Here is a 16455-nt window from a genome sequence, read left to right on the forward strand (position 1 = left end):
TCGACCGGACGATGGGGCCCGGACAGTGGGCGGACGGAACACCGCCACCTTCGCCCCGGACGGTCGGCCCCATTCGGCCCTGGCTAACCCGGCGCCTCGTTACGGTTGGGCCCATGAGCAATGAGGGTGTAGTCGCGGATGAGGCGATCCGTGCGGCGTGGGACGGGTACCGGGTGCTGGAGAAGAGCACTTCCGCCGAGGACCGCCGGCAGGCGCAGCAGCGGGTGAAGGCCGCGCAGGACGCCTGTGGGTGTGAGGAGGTGTCCCGGGGCACCGTGTTTCTGGTGGGTGTACTGACCGGATTCCTGATGGCCGAGCAGGGCGAAGGGCAGGATTGCCTTGATCCGCTCAGTGATCTGATCCCCGCCGTGATCCGCAAGCTCCCCACCTTCGAGTTGGCCGACCCGGAGCAGGTGCCGATGGCCACCGGTGTTCTCATGGCCGCGGCGATGGGCATGGACACCGTGGCGTGGCGCGACCAGTTCGGGCAGATCCCGGCGAAGGAGTCCCTGATGCACAGCTTCGTGCTGTGGCTGCTCGCCGACCTCCTCGATTCCGTGGCGGAACGCCCCGGCGGGATCGACCGGCTCATGCGCGAGACCTTCGACTCGATGGCCGCCGAAGAGAGCTGACCCGAGCGGACCGGACGGGGCGCCCGGCACCCCAGCACGTCCGCATGGGGGAGCGGGGCCCGTGTATGACGCGCGCTCTCGCAGTATGTGATGAACGGATGACAACGCGGCCGACCGCCCTTTACCGCTGGTCTGCTGGATGCCATGCACACCGAGAAGAACTTCAGCGCTCCTTCCTCCCGCCTCCGCCACCACGCCCTGCAGAGAGGCGCCTTGTTGGCCACCACCGCAGCAGCGGTCGGCGTGCTGAGCGCCTGCGGCGGTGGCCAGGAAGACGCCGGAAGCGGTAACGCTCCGGCACCGTCGGGGGCACACCACAAGACGGACACCAGGGTCCTGTGGGTCGGGGACTCCATCGCAGGCGTCGAAGGACTCCCGTTGGGAGCGGCTCTCAAGGCCGCCGGGACCGGCTACCAGGACGCCTCCAGTGACGGCGGGGGCACCGTCGTCGAGGGCAACAAGACGATCGCCCCCCTCGCCCAGGACACCTGGAAGCGACTGCGCAAGGACATCGCGGCCTTCCGTCCCACCGTGATCGCCTATCAGATCACCACGTACGACTGGGGCACCTCCGACACCCAACGCTCCTGGTACCGGAAACTGGCGGAAACGGCGCACAGTGCCGGCGCCGGACTCGCGATCGTCTCGGCGCCGCCGTTCAAGGTGGACGACTTCTACACGAAGTACGCGGGCGCCATCAAGACCGCGCCGAAGGCCGCGGCAGAGGTCGCGGACGCCAGCCACGGCACCGTCCACTTCTACGACGCCTCGGCCCTGTGGGGCACCGACCCCACCGCGCCCAAGGCCCAACGGTCCTCCGACGGAATCCACTCGTGCCAGCAGGGCTCCGCCGCCTTCGCCAAGTGGTTCACCGAGAAGCTCGGCAAGCAGTACGGATTTACGCCGACCTCGCCGGACGCATGGGCCGGCGGCGCGTGGACGGCGGATCAGCGGTACGCCAAGCTCGGCTGCCGCTGAGTGGCGCCGGCCGCCGCGGCACCCCGGGGGTCCCGCCCCTCCCTCCCTCTCCCGACCACGGACAGGCACCGCCCTTGCCACGGCCGGCGGTCCGCATCCGATTGAGGATTCCGATGACACTTCGCGATCTGGCTCCCCGCTCCACCCGACCCTCCGAGAAAGGCGGAGCCGGTGGCCGCGTCCACGTGGCACCGCTGGACGGGCTGCGAGGGGTCGCGGTCGTGGCCGTCCTGCTTTTCCACGCCGGCCACCTGCGCGGCGGCTTCCTCGGCGTCGACCTGTTCTTCGTACTGTCGGGGTTCCTCATCACAGGGCTGCTGCTGGGCGAGTGCGGCCGGCACGGCCGGATCGACCTGGTGGCCTTCTGGGGGCGCCGGGCCCGGCGCCTGCTTCCGGCACAGCTCGTCATGGGGCTCGCCACCCTGCTCCTGGCCTGGGCCTTCGCCCCGCCCGCCCTGCTGTCGTTCGCACTGGACGACGCTCGCTGGGCCGCGGTCCAGATGGTGAACTGGCACTTCGTCGTCGAGCAGGTCGGCTACTGGAACGCCTCCGACACCCGCCTGTTCTCGCATCTGTGGAGCATCGCGGTGGAATGGCAGTTCTATCTGGTCTGGCCGCCCGTGGTCGCCGTCGCCGGACGCGGCCCGCGGGGTCAGCGGCGGATGCTCGTCCTGGCGACCGCGGGCGCGCTGACCTCCCTCGTCCTCATGCTCCACTTCGGCGGCGCGGTCGACACCACGCGTGCCTACGAGGGCACCGACACACGGGCGTTCTCCCTGCTACTCGGCGCCGTGGCCGCCACCGCACCGATCAGAGGTCTGTGCGCCCGCGTCCCTCTGGCCGTTGCCGACGCGGTCGCCGCGGTCCTGGTATGCGGGCTCCTTGCCTCCTGGGTACTGACCGACGGACAGAACGCCCCCGGCCTGTTCCAAGGCGGGATGTTCGCGCACTCGCTGGCAGCCGCGGTACTGATCTCGCTGCTGGCCCGGGGACCGGAGGGACGCGCCGGACGGGTGCTGGGCGCCGCCGTTCCGCGCTGGCTCGGGGAGAACTCTTACAGCCTCTACCTCTGGCACTGGCCGCTGTATCTGCTCCTTCCGGCGGCGACCCTGGGCTTCGGAGGCTGGGCCCGTACCGCGGTGCTGATCGGCATGTCCCTCGTGGCCGCCGTCCTCTCCCGAAGGCTGGTGGAGGACCCGGTGAGGTTCCGGACCCGCTGGGCCACCGGCGGCCGTGGGCTCGTCGCGCTCGCCGCCGCGGCAGTGGTGGCGGTCGGGGTGTGGGCCGCCGTTCCGCGGCCCCGGTTGGGCGTCGGCACGGTGGACGTGGATCGTCTGATGGCGGCAGAGTCAGCCGTGTGGGAAGCAGGGACATCCGTACGATGAGGAAGATATGACCGGCACAGCGCAAGGGCTCCACGGGCGCGTGGCGCGCGTACACTCCCTCCGACCGCGCCGGGCGCCGACGCCGCGAAGGCCCGTACACCCGGTCTCCTTCCTCCTCGGCTGTCTGTTGCCGGCGCTCGCCGCGCTGGCCGGCTGCGGCGTCACGGACACCGGTCCACACGCCGCGGGAACGTCGGCTCACGGACTCGGGACGGCCGCAGGGCAGGACGTCCTGCGGGTGTACTTCCTTACCCCGCAGGGGTCGTGGCCGGTTGCCCGCACTGTCCCGGACCGCGGTGAGCCGCAGTCCGCGCTCGACGCGCTGTTGGCCGGGCCCACGTCCACGGAGCGCTCACGCGGACTGTTCTCCGCCCTTCCTGCTCACACACACCGGGTGAGGGCGCGCGCGTCGACGGACGACGTGGAGCTGTATCTTCCCTGGCTGGTCTCGGAGTTGAGCAGAGCGGCGGTGAACCAATTGGTGTGTACCGCAGCCGCGGCGGACGCCCCGGAGGGCCGCACTCCGCAGGAGGTGGTGGTGCGGATCCACGAGTCGGGCATCTCCGGCGGTGCCTGGCCTACGAGATGCGACGGCAACGGCGTGGCCGCCCCCGTCGACACGGCCGCCCCTGCCGACACGGCTGCTCCCGGACGCTGACCGGTCCGGCGCCGCGGAGTCAGCGGGCGGGGCCGGCGTCGACACCGCCGACCGCGGAATGGAAGGCCACGGCAGAGAAAGAAAGCACGACAAGGAGAGGAACGAACCGTATGACACGTGTCCTGCTGATAGAGGACGATCCCGCGGTACGCCGCGGCGTCACGCTCGGCCAGCAGCGCCGGGGGCACCGGACCGAGGCCGTCGCCACCGGCGAGGACGGCCTGGAGGCGCTGACCGCATCACCGCCGGACATCGTGCTGCTCGACCTCATGCTGCCCGGGATGAGCGGGCTCGAGGTGTGCCGGCGGATCCGGGAGATCAGCCAGGTGCCCATCGTGATTCTCTCCGCGCGCAGCGACGACGTCGACGTGGTCGTGGGCCTGGAGGCCGGTGCCGACGACTACATCGTCAAGCCCGCCAGCGACGAGGTCATCGAAGCCCGTATGCGGGCCGTGATGCGCAGGCTCGCCCCGACGCAGCCAGACCCGCCCGACGGCGGGCGCACCGTCCACGGGGACCTGGAGATCGACCGCGCCGCCCTGCGTGTGCGCAAGCACGGCAAGAATCTGACCCTGGCACCCTCGGAGCTCAAGCTTCTGCTCTTCCTGTCGGCCTGGCCGGACCGTACCTTCAGCAGGCAGGAGCTCCTGGAACAGGTGTGGGAGCACAGCTTCTACGGCGACGCCCGGCTGGTCGACGCGTGCGTGATGCGCTTGCGCGCCGGGACCGAGGACGACCCGCGCAACCCGCGCTACATCCAGACCGTGCGGGGCTTCGGCTACCGCTTCGGCCCGCTGTGAAACACCGCCCGCTCCCGCGCAGCCTGGGCACCCGGCTGGTGGTGGTCTTCGTTCTGGTGGCGGCGCTCAGCGCGCTGACCACTGCCGCCCTCACCTTCCACCAGGCGCGCACCGCGATTCTGCAACGCGCCCAGGACAACGCTGTGCGCGACCTGCGTACGCAGGTCGACTCCCTCGTCCCGGACCTGCCGGCCCACCCCGCTGACGCGGACCTGCGCCACCTGGCCCTCCAACTCGACCGGGCCGGCGGCACCGGCCAGTGGCACACCGCCGCCGCGTACCGTGGCGGCGCGCTCGTCACCTCCGGGGCATCTGCCCCCGACCTCCCGCCGGGGCTGCGGCCGAGCGTGTCCTCGGCGACCACGGCCATGGTGCAGCGCTTCCATCAGGGCGGCCGGCCCTGGCTCGCCGTCGCCCTGCCCGTTTCCTCCGCCGGCCACCCCGGCAAGGCATCCGGACTGGTCGTCTACTCCACGCTTTCCCTCACCGCACAACAGCAGGACGTCGACTCCCTGGTCACCGCCGCACGCTCCGGAGCGCTGCCCGTGGTGCTCGCCTCCCTCGTACCCGCGCTGCTGCTCGCCCGGCGGGTCCTGCGGCCGGTGAGACGACTGCGGTCGGCCACCGAGGCCATGGCGGGCGGTGACCTCGACACCCGGGTCGACGTCACCGGCCACGACGAGCTCGCCGGCCTCGGCGACGCCTTCAACACCATGGCGGCGACGCTGCAGAGCGACGCGGCCACCCTGAGGTCCATGGAGGCTACGGCCCGGCGGTTCGCCGCCGATGTCTCCCACGAACTGCGCACCCCGCTGGCCGCGATGGTCGCGGTCACCGGCGTCCTCGATCACGACGCCGCCTCGGGCGACCTCGGGCCGGAGTACTCCGAAGCGTTCACCCTGGTGGCTGACGAGACCCGCAAACTCGCCCGCCTGGTCGAGGACCTGATGGAGCTCTCCCGGTTCGACGCCGGCGCCGCACGCCTCCACATCGACGAAATCGACGTGGGGGAACTGCTGCGCAAGACGCTTGGCTTGCGCCACTGGCAGGACCAGGTGAGCGTGGACGCCCCGGAAGGGTTGCGGACCCGCCTCGACCCGCGCCGCATCGACCTCGTGATCGCCAACCTCACGGGCAACGCCCTACGGCACGGCGGGCCGCAGGCCCAAGTGTGGGTACGGGCCCAGGTCCTGGACGGTGGCCTCGCCGTCACCGTCCGCGACAGCGGGCCGGGCATCGCACCGGACGTGCTGCCGCACATCTTCGACCGGTTCGCCAAGGGCGACGCCGCGCGGGCGCGGAGCGAGGGCAGCGGCCTGGGACTGGCCATCGCGGCCGAGAACGCCCGCCTGCACGGCGGCACCCTCACCGCGGACAACGACCCCGCAGGAGGCGCGGTCTTCACGCTGATCCTGCCCGGTGACCCGTCATGACAGGTCACCGTAGGCCGCTCCGACCTGCGCTCGCCCTCTTGCTGCCACTGGTATTGGCACTGGCCGCCTGCGGTGTCACCGGCACCGCGCCGATCCCTGGCGGCCCGGCCGCCTCCGGGCTGCCCGACCACGACTCCGACGCCCGGGTCGCCGTGCACCTGTACTTCTACTCACCCGACGGCCTCGAACGCGTCTCGCGTCCCTACCGGGGCCCTGACCCCGTCGCGACCGCCCTGCGGTACCTCGCCACAGGCCCCGACGCCGCTGAACAGGCGCGGGGTCTTGTCAGCTACGCGCCTCACGACGCCCCGGACGTGGAAGCAACAGACACGATGGGCGCGCTGCGCGTCCTGGCACCCGAGGGATGGCAGCCGAGCAGCGCGCTGCGCCAGCTCGTCTGCACGGCCGCCGACGCAGAGAGCGGCGCACAGGGCACGCCCCTCCAGAAGGTACGCGTCACGGTGGTCCGCCCTCCCGGCGCGACCAGCGTGCAGACGTGTACGCCTTAGACCCGGTCCCGGCGACGACCAGTTCGAGCGCGGGTGCCGAGTTGCGACGTCGGCCGCGACGGTTCCGGGCGTATGACAGGGGCCCTCGCACGGATGCGAGGGCCCCTGCGTTGCGTGTACCGGCCGCTCAACCTGTAGCGGCCGGGGGTCAGTTCACGTTCGACGCGGTGACGTCAGTCGAGTTGACCTGGACGTAGCGGTGGTTGAACTGGATCGTGTAGTAGGTCTTGGCGCCCTTCACGACCGTTCCGCTGGACGCGAAGTAGTCGTCGCTGACAGCCGGTTCCTGGTCTGCTACATAGCTCTGGCCTGCCGGGACGGCGTAGTTGGTCGCCGTCAGAGGTGTCTGCGACGACGGTGACAGACCCTCCGGGTACTCGTTCGCGTCCGGGTACGCGGTCCCGTAGACCGGCGCCGCCGCGGTGCCGGCGGCCTTGATGATCCGCACTCCCTCGGCGGGGACGGTGTTGCGACCGTGCGGGTTGTTGATCCAGCCCTTCTGGCCGCCGAACCAGATGGCCGTCCAGTCGCCTTGGCGGTCGGCGACGACGAAGTGCTGACCGGCCTGAACCGTGTCGCTCCAGTCGCTGACCTGATTCGTTCCCGCCGTCTCCCCGGGGTGGACCACCGGGTCGAGGATGAGCGGGGCGTCAGAGCTCGGTGCGCTGCGGACGAACAGGGAATTCGACGGTGCGGTGATCTCGCGGCATTCGGTGCCGCCGCCGGCCGGGTCGTCGGCAGGGCAGACGGTGTAGGTCTGCTGGTTCTTGGTGAACGCGGGAGCGATGGTCACCGCCGAGCCCACACGGCCGACCCCGTGCGTACCGGAGTCGAAGGGAGCGCCGAGCAGTCGCATGAAGCGTGCCCAGTCCCACGCGTAGCCGGGGTCCCAGTGCATGCCGGCGATGCCGGAGGTTGAGGGGGCGGGGACATTGTCGTGGCCGACGATGTGCTGACGGTCGAGCGGGATGTCGAACCGGTCGGCCAGGTACTTCACGAGCGTGGCCGTCTCCCGGTAGGCCGCGTCCGTGTACCAGTCCGCGCCCTGCGCGGAGAACCCTTCGTGCTCGATCTGCACCGAGTGGAGGTTGCTCCAGTAGTTGCCGTCACCGAAGGCGACATCCTTGTTCGGCACCATTTGTGTGACGGCCCCGTCGGACGAGCGCATGACGTACTGCGCCGACGATCCACCGGGCGTTTGGAAGGTGTCGATGGCGGCCTGGTAGGAGCCTTCGGTGGTGTGGATCACGATCTCGGAGATCTTGACGCCGTTGGCCGGCCGATCGGACACCTGGCCGTTGGACGCAGCCGCGGGGACGAACTGGCAGTTCATCGTGGACGGGCACTCTGCCAGTGGCGAAGCGGTGTTCTTCAGCTTGAGCTTGCTCAGCTGGGCTGTGTCCGGTCGGGCGGAGGGAACGGCGGACAGCTGGACCGTGCCGTCCTGGGTGCCCGCCTTGGTGCCGGATCTGATGGTGCTGAAGACGTTGTCGACGAACCTCGAAGCCGCCTTGTTGTCGGACAGCTGGCTGTACTTGGCGATGGCGCCGGTCCAGTCGGCCGGTTTCGAGGAAAGGCCTCCGGTCAGCTGCTTCTGGTAGGAGGCCAGTAGAGCGGCGCCGCCCGAGATGTTGTCGCGCGCGTTGTTCTTGAGGTCCTGGGCGGACGCGCCGGTGAGCTTGGCGGCCGCCTGAAGCGTGTGCAGTTCGGGATGGTCGGCCATCGACGTGAGGTCCCCGCGGCCGGCCGTGCCGGCGTCACCGCCGGAGAGCATGGTCCCGGTGACGTCGGTGAGATTCATCAGCCCCCAGCCGCCGTTGGCGTTGTAGCCCTTGTGGGACTGCCAACCGGACTCGGCGTGTGCCACCCCCAGAAGGACGGACACCGGCACGTCGTATGCCTTGGCCGCAGCTTCGAACTCGGTTTGCGTGTCGGCCGGCTGCGTGTCGGTTGCCTGCGCCAGTGACGGGACAAGGACGAAGGCTGCGGCAGCCAGGACTCCTCCCGCGACTCCAGCGGAGACCCACTGTTTGGTTTTCTTACGCCTGTGCAAAATTGCTCCTTCGCCGCAAAGTGTGTTCACGTCGGGGCGTGTTCCACCAAAGGGTGCGAACCGACTTGTTGCGTCGAGCACAGGGAGCCGTCGTCCTGTGCGAGGCATACGTCCCGCGCTCTTGCGGTGTCGATATTAGATGATCAGTAACCCCGTAATCCAAGCACCCCCAGGTCGGTTAGGCACCAACGGCCCCTGCATGGAATGCGTATGGGCCGCGAAACAGACTGGTTCGTGCCAAGGGCTGTCCCGTAAATAATCTTCCGGATGGTCGGGATGTGCTCGGCTCAGGGTCGGCGGACTCAGCTACCCGGCGAGGGTGACGTTGTGCAGGCGGGCGACGCCGAGCATGGCGTGGTGGACGCGGTCGCCGCGGAGACGGCAGTCGCGCAGGATCTTGTAGGTCTTCATGCGTGGGAAGGCGTGCTCGACACGGGCCCGGACTTGCTTGTGGGACTTCTTGTGGTCCTGTTTCCATGCGGGCAGTTCCTCGCCCTTGCGCCGGTGGTGCGGCATCACCAGCCCGGTGCCCGGGTAGCCACCGTCGGCGATGGTCGTGGTGTTGCCGACGGCGGCTTCGGCGCCGGACTCCGGCCAGTCCAAACAGTCGTTGCGGTTACCCGGCAGCGGTCGGCCGACCACCACGACCGCGCGGGTGTCGGCGTCGATGACGACCTGGCGCTTGGTGGAGCAGCGGTAGTTCTTCGACTGCTCGGCGACCTGGTGATCGCGGGTGGGCACCAAGGTGCCGTCCACGATCAGTACAGCGTCGTTGGCGAACCGTCGGCGGGACTGCAGAGCGAGTTTCGGCCCGAGGTGGTCGATTACCCGGTCCGCCGCCGACTTCGACACCCCGAACAGCGGGGCCAGTTGTCGCATGGTCAGGTTGGTCCGCCAGTACGCGGCGACCAGCAGCACCCGGTCCTCCAGCGACAGCTTCCACGGACGGCCCCGGCCGACGACATCGCCACCTGCGGTCCGCAGCTGAGTCACCAACTTGCCGAAGGTGCGGGGGCTCAGCCGCGTCACCTTACGCCGATCACCCTGACCACCCCTGACGCCCCTGAGACGGAGATCGTTTACGGGACAGTCCTTAGGCAGCGAGACGGCGTCACTTTTCTCACCTACGGACGGACACCGATCAGTACCCGCCTTGCGGGACCTGCGGCAACGTGATCCACATCCGTCGCGGCCGCCGCGCCCGGATCGGCGCGGAGATCGAAAGGGAGCAGCCCGGCCTATCCGACGGCGAGCGCCGGCGGGTCCTCGATGAGCGGCTGCGAGAGCAGGCGGCCATCGAGGCGGAGGACTTCGTGTGGCGGCGTGAGCAGGCCCGCGCGGATCAGGCCCGGCAAGCGGTGGTCCGCGCGGCTGACCAGGCACGGGCGGAGCGCGAGCGCGCGGCCGCGGCCGTCGCCGATGCGTCCCGTCAGGCGCTGCCGTGCGAGGACTGCGGTCAGGAGCGGGCGGCCGGACGGTGTGAGGCATGCGGCTACCGGCGCCGGACAGAGGCGGCAATCGTGGAGGCCGGAATGGTCGCGGCCACCTGGTCCGCTGACCTGGGCGACCAGGGCGACGTCGCCGCCGTCAGCACCGGTGTGCGGGCGTCGATCGAGCGCGAGATCGACGCCGCCCGCGCCGACTACCTGCGCGCCATGGTCCCGGCCGACCAGCACGGCGACCCCGTGGGCGCCACGGCCGCCCTCGCGTTCGGCGGCCTCCACACCGCCGAGCAGGCACTCGCGGAGTACCGGCGCGAGGCCCTGGCGATGCTGGGACGGACCGAGGAAGCCGAAGCGGAAGCAAGGCGGGTGTACCGGACCGAGCAGAGCCGGCGCTGGTTCAAGCACAACCCGGACGGCGAGGACGCCACCGCGGCGGCGGCGAAGGCCGCCAACGCTGCCCGGGGGCGTACGGCCGAGTATCTGCTGGCCACCCGCCTGGTCCAGCTGCGCGAGCAGACCGCCGCCCGGATCGTGGCCATGCCCGCGTCATGGATGGACCGGTTGTCCGAACTCGCCGCCCGCCCACTGGACGTGCCGGGCGTGGGGTTGATCGTGTGAGCACCACGGTGAGCAGGATGGATCTCGGGCATCCCGACCCTGGTCGCGGCCCAAGAAGGGGAAGGGGGGAGCCCTCGAAAGCGAGCCGTGTGACGTCCTCGAACAGCCTGCTGTCCGCTTGCCAACCATCAGGCTGTGGACGGCATCCAGACTCCAGCCACGGGAGCAGGGTCGCGGTCGATGAGGCTCGCAGGGCTTCTCACCGCCCAGCGCTGTGCTGCGACGAGGGCGATCACTGGTAGAGGAAATCGACGTCCCACTCGGCTAGTCCGCCGAGAAGTTCGAGCGCTGTCATCGCCGCGTCCAGCCGCTCCTGGGGGGTGAGCGCAGCGCAGGCCTCGCGCACCGCCGCGGGCACACCGCGGGTTCTGTAGACGTGGGCGGCGGAGCGGAACGGTGCCGTGGGATGGAAGGGCGCGTCGGCCGGCTCACTGCCCTCCAGGAGAATCTCGGGCAATCCGCCGTAGGTCTCGGAAGTGACCAGGCACGCTTCGTACACCAACAGGCCCGTGGTCGCGGCGTCTTCCTTGAGGAGGGCGAGCAGCTGCTCACGGCACGGCTGGCAGTCATCGAGGACCGCGTCGTACAGCTGCGCCACCAGGCCGACGATCGCGCCTTCCTCCTTCTCCTCGTATGCCAGGGGCAGGACGACACGGCGGCGGCCGTCGTTGCTGTGGTCGTGGACGTGGTCGGTGGTGAGGACAACCCTGCTCACGAATCCTCCGCGATCTGGGGGCGCCAACAATGACACCATCGTCCCGCGCCGGGGCGCGGAGAGGGGCAGGTTTCGTGATTCGAGCCGGGCAGCTCCAACGACCGGCCAACCAGTTTCAGAACGTCACAGATCAGCAGTTCTGACACAGCTTCCACGAAAGCCGTGCGGCACGCCGACGCCGTCGTCCTCGTCCGGGAGCAGGGGCCAGTCCGTGAGGTGTCCGCTGCCCTGGCCGCTTGCCCGGTCAGCGTTTGACTCGGTTGCGGACGGCCAAGATCGCGAGCCCGAGGAGGATGGGCTCGGCCACGCGGGACCCCATCTCGATGTAGGTCCCGCTGGTCGTCAGGTCCTGGTCGGCGGAGCGGAAGACCACCGAGTTGAGGGTGACGTTCAACGCCTTCTCGAAGCGCTCGCCGGTGAACCGGTTCCCGGTGGGATTTCGCGGATCGTCCTTGCCGATCTCGAAGGTCACGCGGCCGCCGCCGGCCGGCACGGTGCCGGTCGCCTCCTGCTTCGGATCGTCCCTGGGGAGCCCGAAGCTCATCAGCAGCCCGATGGTTACCACCATGGCAGCGCCGAGCCAGAGCACAGCCCTGAGGGCGCGCAAGCCATAGCCGGACAGCAGCCAGTAGCCGAGGAGCAGCCGACGTTCGGCGCCGGTGCTGCCCGTGTGGTCGTGGCGACGCATCTCCATCTCGCCGTAGTAGAAATCCGCAGCGCCCGGCTCGTTCTTGCTGTCCTCGGACGCCTTGCGCAACGCCCGATACACCGGTGCCAGCTGCGCCGGCCCGACCTGCCCGGCCCCGAGTACTGCCACGTTCCAGCCCCGTACGGCGGTCGGTTGGCTCGCGCGCCAGTGATGTTCTTCGGCAAGGGTGCGGCGCTGAGTGAACCGCACGAGATGCCCGTCGCGGGGAGGGACTGTGTCGAAGGAGCAGGTGCCTTCCAGGCGGATCTGGTCGAGGTGCACGGTCCCTGTGAACAGGCATCCCGCGAGCCCGACGTCAGCAAGGACCAGGTGAGCCGCGTCCACGCCTCGCAACGACGCGATGCGCACCGCAGCGTCCGGCGCGCGAAGGATGGGGGCTTCGGTCACCTGCGTGCCGTCGGCAAGCAGGAACCGATCCGGCTCGGCCGCGATGGTGAGGGGATACTCGAAGACCGCATGGGCGAAGTCCACGGTGGCGTAGCGCAGCCGCAGCTCAGCCGTCGACGTCCAGCGGGTCCGCCGGCACTCCAACCGGCGCGCGGAAAATGCAAGAGTCACAGGGCCGCCGAATACCGCGCCGGACAACAACACGCTCCCGGCACAGACCAACGGCCCCAGATTCAATGTCGTCTCGAAGGTCGCGGACCTAAACCAGGCGTCGCGCTTGAAGGTCGCCGACGCGAACTGGGCGTCGCCCTTGAAGGTCGCCGACGCGAACTGGGCGTCGCCCTTGAAGGTCGCCGACGCGAACACGGCGTCGCCCTTGAACGTCGCCGACGCGAACACGGCGTCGCTCTCGGAGGTTGCCAACACGAACACGGCGTCGCTCTCGAAGGTTGCCCACCCAAACTGGGCGTCGCCCTCGAAGGTTGCCCACCCAAACTGGGCGTCGCCCTCGAAGGTTGCCCACCTAAACCGGGCGTCGCCCTTGAAGGTTGCCGACCCGAATCGGGCGGCGCCCTTGAAGGTTGTCCACCTAAACCAGGCGTCGCCCTTGAACGTCGCCGAATCGAACATGGCGTGCTTGAAGGTCGCCGACGTGAACGCGGCACTGTGGCTGAAGGTCGCCGACGCGAACCGGGCACCGCGGCTGAAGGTCGCCGACGCGAACTCGGCGTCGCGGAAGCTCGCCGACTCGAAGACGGCGTCCCCGTCGAAGGTCGCCGACGCGAACCGGGCACCGCGGCTGAAGGTCGCCGACGCGAACTCGGCGTCGCCGTCGAAGGTCGCCGACTCGAACACGGCGTCCCCGTCGAAGGTCGCCGACGCGAACCGGGCATCGCCCTTGAAGACCACCGAGCCGAACCCGGCGGCACCAATACGTGGCTGTCCGGTGCCAGGGTCGCGGAGGGCAACGAGGAGGGCATTGAGAAGGGGTTCGGTGATGGTGGTGCCGCGGTGGTCGACGTCGGTACCGGGGAACAGGCTGCCCAGATAGGTGCTGAGGTCGGCGGCGTCCAGGTGGGCGAGGCATGTGGTGTAGCCGGAGACGTTGATGCCCCGGCAGCCGACCGGGTCCTCCGGAGTGGAGCCGTGGCCACAGTGCGGCCAGGCAGGAGGAGTTGGGCTCGGTGTGGTGCTCGGGGTTGCCATATCCGGATGACGATCGAGCACACTCGGTTAGTTGCCGACTTCAGCTCTCAAACGCCGGCAGAGGCGTGTTGAGTCTTCGTGGGTCGCCTTCGTGAAGAGCTTGGTCCTGCGAACACGGCCGGACACTCCCCGCAGGAGCGACTGTCAGTGCCGTGCGCCACGATCCCTGCATGCCCACACTGGATGACCTACCGCCGTATCGGCGAGCCCAGCTGCTCTGGCTCTGTGCGCACCTGGGCCGCCCCTTCGTCGAGCGGATGGTCCAGGAAGCCGACGGGCGGCGGTGCTTCATGCCGGTCCCTCCGCCGGCACCACCCGGGGTGGCGGTCGCGGTCCTCGGCGACGATGGCCGCTTCCACCTCGTATGGGGCGAGCGGATGCTGTGCGGTGAACCGGAGCGCACCGGCGGGGCCGGGCACCGGCAGGACTGCTCGTGGGTCGAAAGCGACAGCGGGCCTCAGGACTGGACCGGAGGACGGGATGCGCCCACCGAGGCGCACTGGGGTTCCCTCACGGTGGACTGGGTTGTGCGCCCGATCGGCGCGGGGCAGGACCCGGGGACTGTCGAGCGCCGGGACCGCTGCCACGGCGGAGGCCACTGCTGGCCCCCCACGCCGGCCCGTACCTCCACCATCCGGCGTTTGCGCGCCGCGCTGATCGATGCCCTCGGCCCCCACTGTCACCTCTGCGGCCTCTACCCAGGCGCGATGGTCGACCACGACCACGCGACCGGGCTCGTACGCGGCCTGCTCTGCGCCTTCTGTAACCGAACGCTGGAAGAGCGCCCGCACCTCACCGGCTGCCCCAAGGCCGAATACCTTCGCTCGCCCCCGGCCGCCGCGCTGAACCTGCTCTACCCCGCGAGTGAGGAGTGGCGCCCGAAGGAAACCACGCGTCAGCGGAAGATCCAGATGCTGGGCTTCGACCCCTTCGAGGGCCTGTCACTTCGCACACGACCAGGGACAGCGGGAGCGCGGCGCGGCGAAGCCGTTCGCACATCCACACGGCCACCGCCGTCGTGAGACGCACGGCGCCCTCGCGCGCCGACCGGCCGCACCGTGCGTCGGTTTGGCCGGTCCATATGCGCTCCGCTGATCGGGCTGCCCCGGCAGATCACAAAGTCGGATGCTCCGTGCCCCTGTCCCAGAGGTCATCTGCCGTGTTCAGCCGGCCGACACGCTTCCATCCGCAGGGCGGATCTGGGAGACGTAGGTCAGACAGCGCTGGCACTTCGCCGGTGCGTCGATGGGGTCCTCGTTCAGCGCGAGCGGCTTGGCGCGGCCGGGTGTCTCGCACAGGGCGCGGCCCGCGAGGTGGCGTCGGCGCTTTCCGGAGACGGCCTCGCTGATCGGTACGACGTGCGGCAGTCGCTCGCGGGCACCGCCGCGCACGCGGCCGTTGCGGTTTTCGCGGACGACGACCTTGACCAGGCACGTGCGGATCACGGCAGCCCACGCGGCGGCTTCGGCACGGTGGCGTTCGGCGATGCGCTGCTCGCGCAGCACCCGATTCGTCTCCGCGGTCCGCTGCTGCTCCTCGATGGCGGCCTGCGCGGAGAGTTGGGCGCGGGTCGTCGGAGGCTCGGGCTCGGCCTGCATCGCGATGGCGAGCAAGTACATGGTCGGCCAGTCCCCGAGGGAGAAGGACGTGGTGCCGACGATCGCCGCCGCCCAGTCGCGGTTGTGGAAGGGCCGCGAGGCGTGGACAACCTTGGGGTCCACGAACGGGCCGGCCTCGCGGCGCGCGCGCTCGCGGAGCGCGGCGAGCTCGGTGGTCGGTCAGCCGCGTCGGCCGGTCCTCGTCCGCGAGGGCGAGACTGTCCGCAGGTTCGGGGGAGAGCAGGGGGAACATCACCGTCGGTCCTTCCTGGTGGGATCGCATTCGGGGCAGGCCAGGCTGCCCGCCGGGAACGGGCCCTGGTCGACGGGCACCGTGTGGCGGTTGTTGCGGCCCCTCGGCGGTGCCGGTCGCGTCATCGAGGAGCCGGACGTCAGCATGGTCCGAACGGAAGCGATCACGCCACGTGATAAAGGATTCACGGAACAATGACCTGCCTGGAGGACTGCCTGCTACCAACCGGTAGGTGTGCGGGCGCAGATGATGCCGCGTCGGATACCCGTTGGTGGGCAGTTCCGAGTTTTCCTTGCAATTGCACGCGGCAGGCACATGAATGGGACCAGACGCCTTAGGTGTCGGACCTTCCCGTCCGGAAGGCAGCCCCCACGTTCCGTGCCGGATCGAGCAGGGGCACCCGCTCTCGCCCAGCCGCTCCAACGGCCGGGCGAGAGCGGCCCTTTGGGCGAGCTGAGAAAGCGGCCCTCGCGCACAGTACGGCGGTACGGGAGCATGTTCCCCATGTCCAACACCCTGTGGACCCTGCTGGTAGCCGCCGTCACCGCCATGGTGACCGCCCTCGCGGTCGGCCTGTTCATCTCCCCACGCATGGAGGCACGCAAGAAACGGGTCGGCGACCTGAACAGCCTCCGCGACACCTTCCACGCGAACCTGATGCGCATCACCACCTCCTGCCAACTGCTCAAGAAGTTCGAGCTGCCCGCGGCCGACGATCCTCACTGCACGCCCGCCATGCGCGAACGGCTGACAGGAGAGCGGAACCGCTGGTGGCAGCAGATCGACGAGGCCACCATGTGGCTGGTCGATAACGCCGCGATCTACGCCAGCAGCTGGCCATTCCCCCGCCTCGTCCGGCTCGCCAACGCCCACGCCTACTACGCGCGTGTCGTCGTGATGTCCGAACGGGACGAGGCCATGAAGGTGGAGTTCCTGCGGCTGTTGACCGTGCCGGTCTTTCGGCAGTTCTTCGGGTTCCCCTGGGCACGTGCGCGGCACGTAGAAACGGATCAGCGAGCCTTCGACGCCCTTTGCATGGCCATCAACGCTGAGCCCAACACCCCATGAGCAGCTGA

15 protein-coding genes are annotated in these 16455 nt (G+C 69.7%); 10 read left to right on the forward strand and 5 right to left on the reverse strand.

All coding sequences use genetic code 11. The features are described 5' to 3' along the window. The first annotated feature begins 113 nt into the window (after positions 1-113). The 7 genes from HY68_RS35640 (at position 114) to HY68_RS39825 (ending at position 6395) form a co-directional block, all read left to right on the forward strand. Complete coding sequence (locus HY68_RS35640) at positions 114-632, forward strand: hypothetical protein (RefSeq protein ID WP_041999901.1); 519 nt, start codon at positions 114-116, stop codon at positions 630-632. Between the two features lie 144 nt (positions 633-776). After that, complete coding sequence (locus HY68_RS35645; protein ID WP_041999904.1) at positions 777-1610, forward strand: SGNH/GDSL hydrolase family protein; 834 nt, start codon at positions 777-779, stop codon at positions 1608-1610. A 113-nt stretch (positions 1611-1723) separates the two neighbouring features. After that, the gene (locus HY68_RS35650) at positions 1724-2995 is read left to right on the forward strand and encodes an acyltransferase (RefSeq protein ID WP_078864106.1); all 1272 of its coding nucleotides are present in this window, start codon (positions 1724-1726) and stop codon (positions 2993-2995) included. 7 nt (positions 2996-3002) lie between these two features. Then, positions 3003-3653: a GerMN domain-containing protein gene (locus HY68_RS35655; protein ID WP_107070272.1), complete on the forward strand. Its 651-nt coding sequence runs from the start codon at positions 3003-3005 to the stop codon at positions 3651-3653. A gap of 110 nt (positions 3654-3763) precedes the next feature. Next, on the forward strand, positions 3764-4453 hold the full coding sequence (locus tag HY68_RS35660; RefSeq protein ID WP_041999907.1) for a response regulator transcription factor: 690 nt from the start codon (positions 3764-3766) through the stop codon (positions 4451-4453). Next, the gene (locus HY68_RS35665) at positions 4450-5886 is read left to right on the forward strand and encodes a HAMP domain-containing sensor histidine kinase (RefSeq protein ID WP_041999910.1); all 1437 of its coding nucleotides are present in this window, start codon (positions 4450-4452) and stop codon (positions 5884-5886) included. The genes HY68_RS35660 and HY68_RS35665 overlap by 4 nt, the downstream gene beginning before the upstream one ends. 38 nt (positions 5887-5924) lie before the next feature. Next, positions 5925-6395 carry a hypothetical protein gene (locus tag HY68_RS39825; protein WP_157874507.1) on the forward strand — a complete coding sequence of 157 codons (471 nt, stop codon included), beginning with the start codon at positions 5925-5927 and terminating at the stop codon, positions 6393-6395. 148 nt (positions 6396-6543) lie between these two features. Here HY68_RS39825 and HY68_RS35675 read toward each other — a convergent pair whose 3' ends face one another. Beyond that, positions 6544-8280 carry an N-acetylmuramoyl-L-alanine amidase gene (locus tag HY68_RS35675; RefSeq protein ID WP_241778871.1) on the reverse strand — a complete coding sequence of 579 codons (1737 nt, stop codon included), beginning with the start codon at positions 8278-8280 and terminating at the stop codon, positions 6544-6546. A 474-nt stretch (positions 8281-8754) separates the two neighbouring features. Then, positions 8755-9477: an IS5/IS1182 family transposase gene (locus tag HY68_RS35680; protein WP_041999916.1), complete on the reverse strand. Its 723-nt coding sequence runs from the start codon at positions 9475-9477 to the stop codon at positions 8755-8757. A 143-nt stretch (positions 9478-9620) separates the two neighbouring features. Here HY68_RS35680 and HY68_RS45900 point away from each other — a divergent pair, with 143 nt between their 5' ends. Beyond that, complete coding sequence (locus HY68_RS45900) at positions 9621-10511, forward strand: hypothetical protein (protein WP_241778872.1); 891 nt, start codon at positions 9621-9623, stop codon at positions 10509-10511. Between the two features lie 232 nt (positions 10512-10743). On the opposite strand, the gene HY68_RS35690 is transcribed toward HY68_RS45900, so the two are convergent. Then, a complete protein-coding gene (locus HY68_RS35690) occupies positions 10744-11226 on the reverse strand; it encodes a hypothetical protein (protein WP_041999918.1) in 483 nt (160 codons plus the stop codon). Between the two features lie 244 nt (positions 11227-11470). Further along, positions 11471-13528 carry a pentapeptide repeat-containing protein gene (locus HY68_RS35695; RefSeq protein WP_041999921.1) on the reverse strand — a complete coding sequence of 686 codons (2058 nt, stop codon included), beginning with the start codon at positions 13526-13528 and terminating at the stop codon, positions 11471-11473. Between the two features lie 170 nt (positions 13529-13698). On the opposite strand from HY68_RS35695, the gene HY68_RS35700 reads away from it, so the two are divergent. Continuing rightward, complete coding sequence (locus HY68_RS35700) at positions 13699-14550, forward strand: endonuclease domain-containing protein (RefSeq protein WP_041999924.1); 852 nt, start codon at positions 13699-13701, stop codon at positions 14548-14550. A gap of 141 nt (positions 14551-14691) precedes the next feature. Here the strand turns inward: HY68_RS35700 and HY68_RS35705 are convergent, their stop codons facing one another. After that, a complete protein-coding gene (locus HY68_RS35705) occupies positions 14692-15249 on the reverse strand; it encodes a hypothetical protein (protein ID WP_041999927.1) in 558 nt (185 codons plus the stop codon). A 634-nt stretch (positions 15250-15883) separates the two neighbouring features. Between HY68_RS35705 and HY68_RS35710 the strand changes: the two genes are divergently transcribed. Then, positions 15884-16447, forward strand: a complete 564-nt coding sequence (locus HY68_RS35710; RefSeq protein ID WP_041999930.1) for a hypothetical protein — start codon at positions 15884-15886, stop codon at positions 16445-16447. Positions 16448-16455 lie beyond the last annotated feature (8 nt).

Source organism: Streptomyces sp. AcH 505, from assembly GCF_000818175.1.
GTDB lineage: Bacteria > Actinomycetota > Actinomycetes > Streptomycetales > Streptomycetaceae > Streptomyces.

Excerpts from the sequence above, each read along its gene's own strand:
- HY68_RS35645 (WP_041999904.1), top strand. The coding sequence starts at position 777 with ATGCACACCGAGAAGAACTTCAGCGCTCCTTCCTCCCGCCTCCGCCAC.
- HY68_RS35655 (WP_107070272.1), top strand. The coding sequence starts at position 3,003 with ATGACCGGCACAGCGCAAGGGCTCCACGGGCGCGTGGCGCGCGTACAC.
- HY68_RS35650 (WP_078864106.1), top strand. The coding sequence starts at position 1,724 with ATGACACTTCGCGATCTGGCTCCCCGCTCCACCCGACCCTCCGAGAAA.
- HY68_RS35660 (WP_041999907.1), top strand. The coding sequence starts at position 3,764 with ATGACACGTGTCCTGCTGATAGAGGACGATCCCGCGGTACGCCGCGGC.
- HY68_RS35710 (WP_041999930.1), top strand. The coding sequence starts at position 15,884 with ATGTCCAACACCCTGTGGACCCTGCTGGTAGCCGCCGTCACCGCCATG.
- HY68_RS35700 (WP_041999924.1), top strand. The coding sequence starts at position 13,699 with ATGCCCACACTGGATGACCTACCGCCGTATCGGCGAGCCCAGCTGCTC.
- HY68_RS35695 (WP_041999921.1), bottom strand. The coding sequence starts at position 13,528 with ATGGCAACCCCGAGCACCACACCGAGCCCAACTCCTCCTGCCTGGCCG.
- HY68_RS35640 (WP_041999901.1), top strand. The coding sequence starts at position 114 with ATGAGCAATGAGGGTGTAGTCGCGGATGAGGCGATCCGTGCGGCGTGG.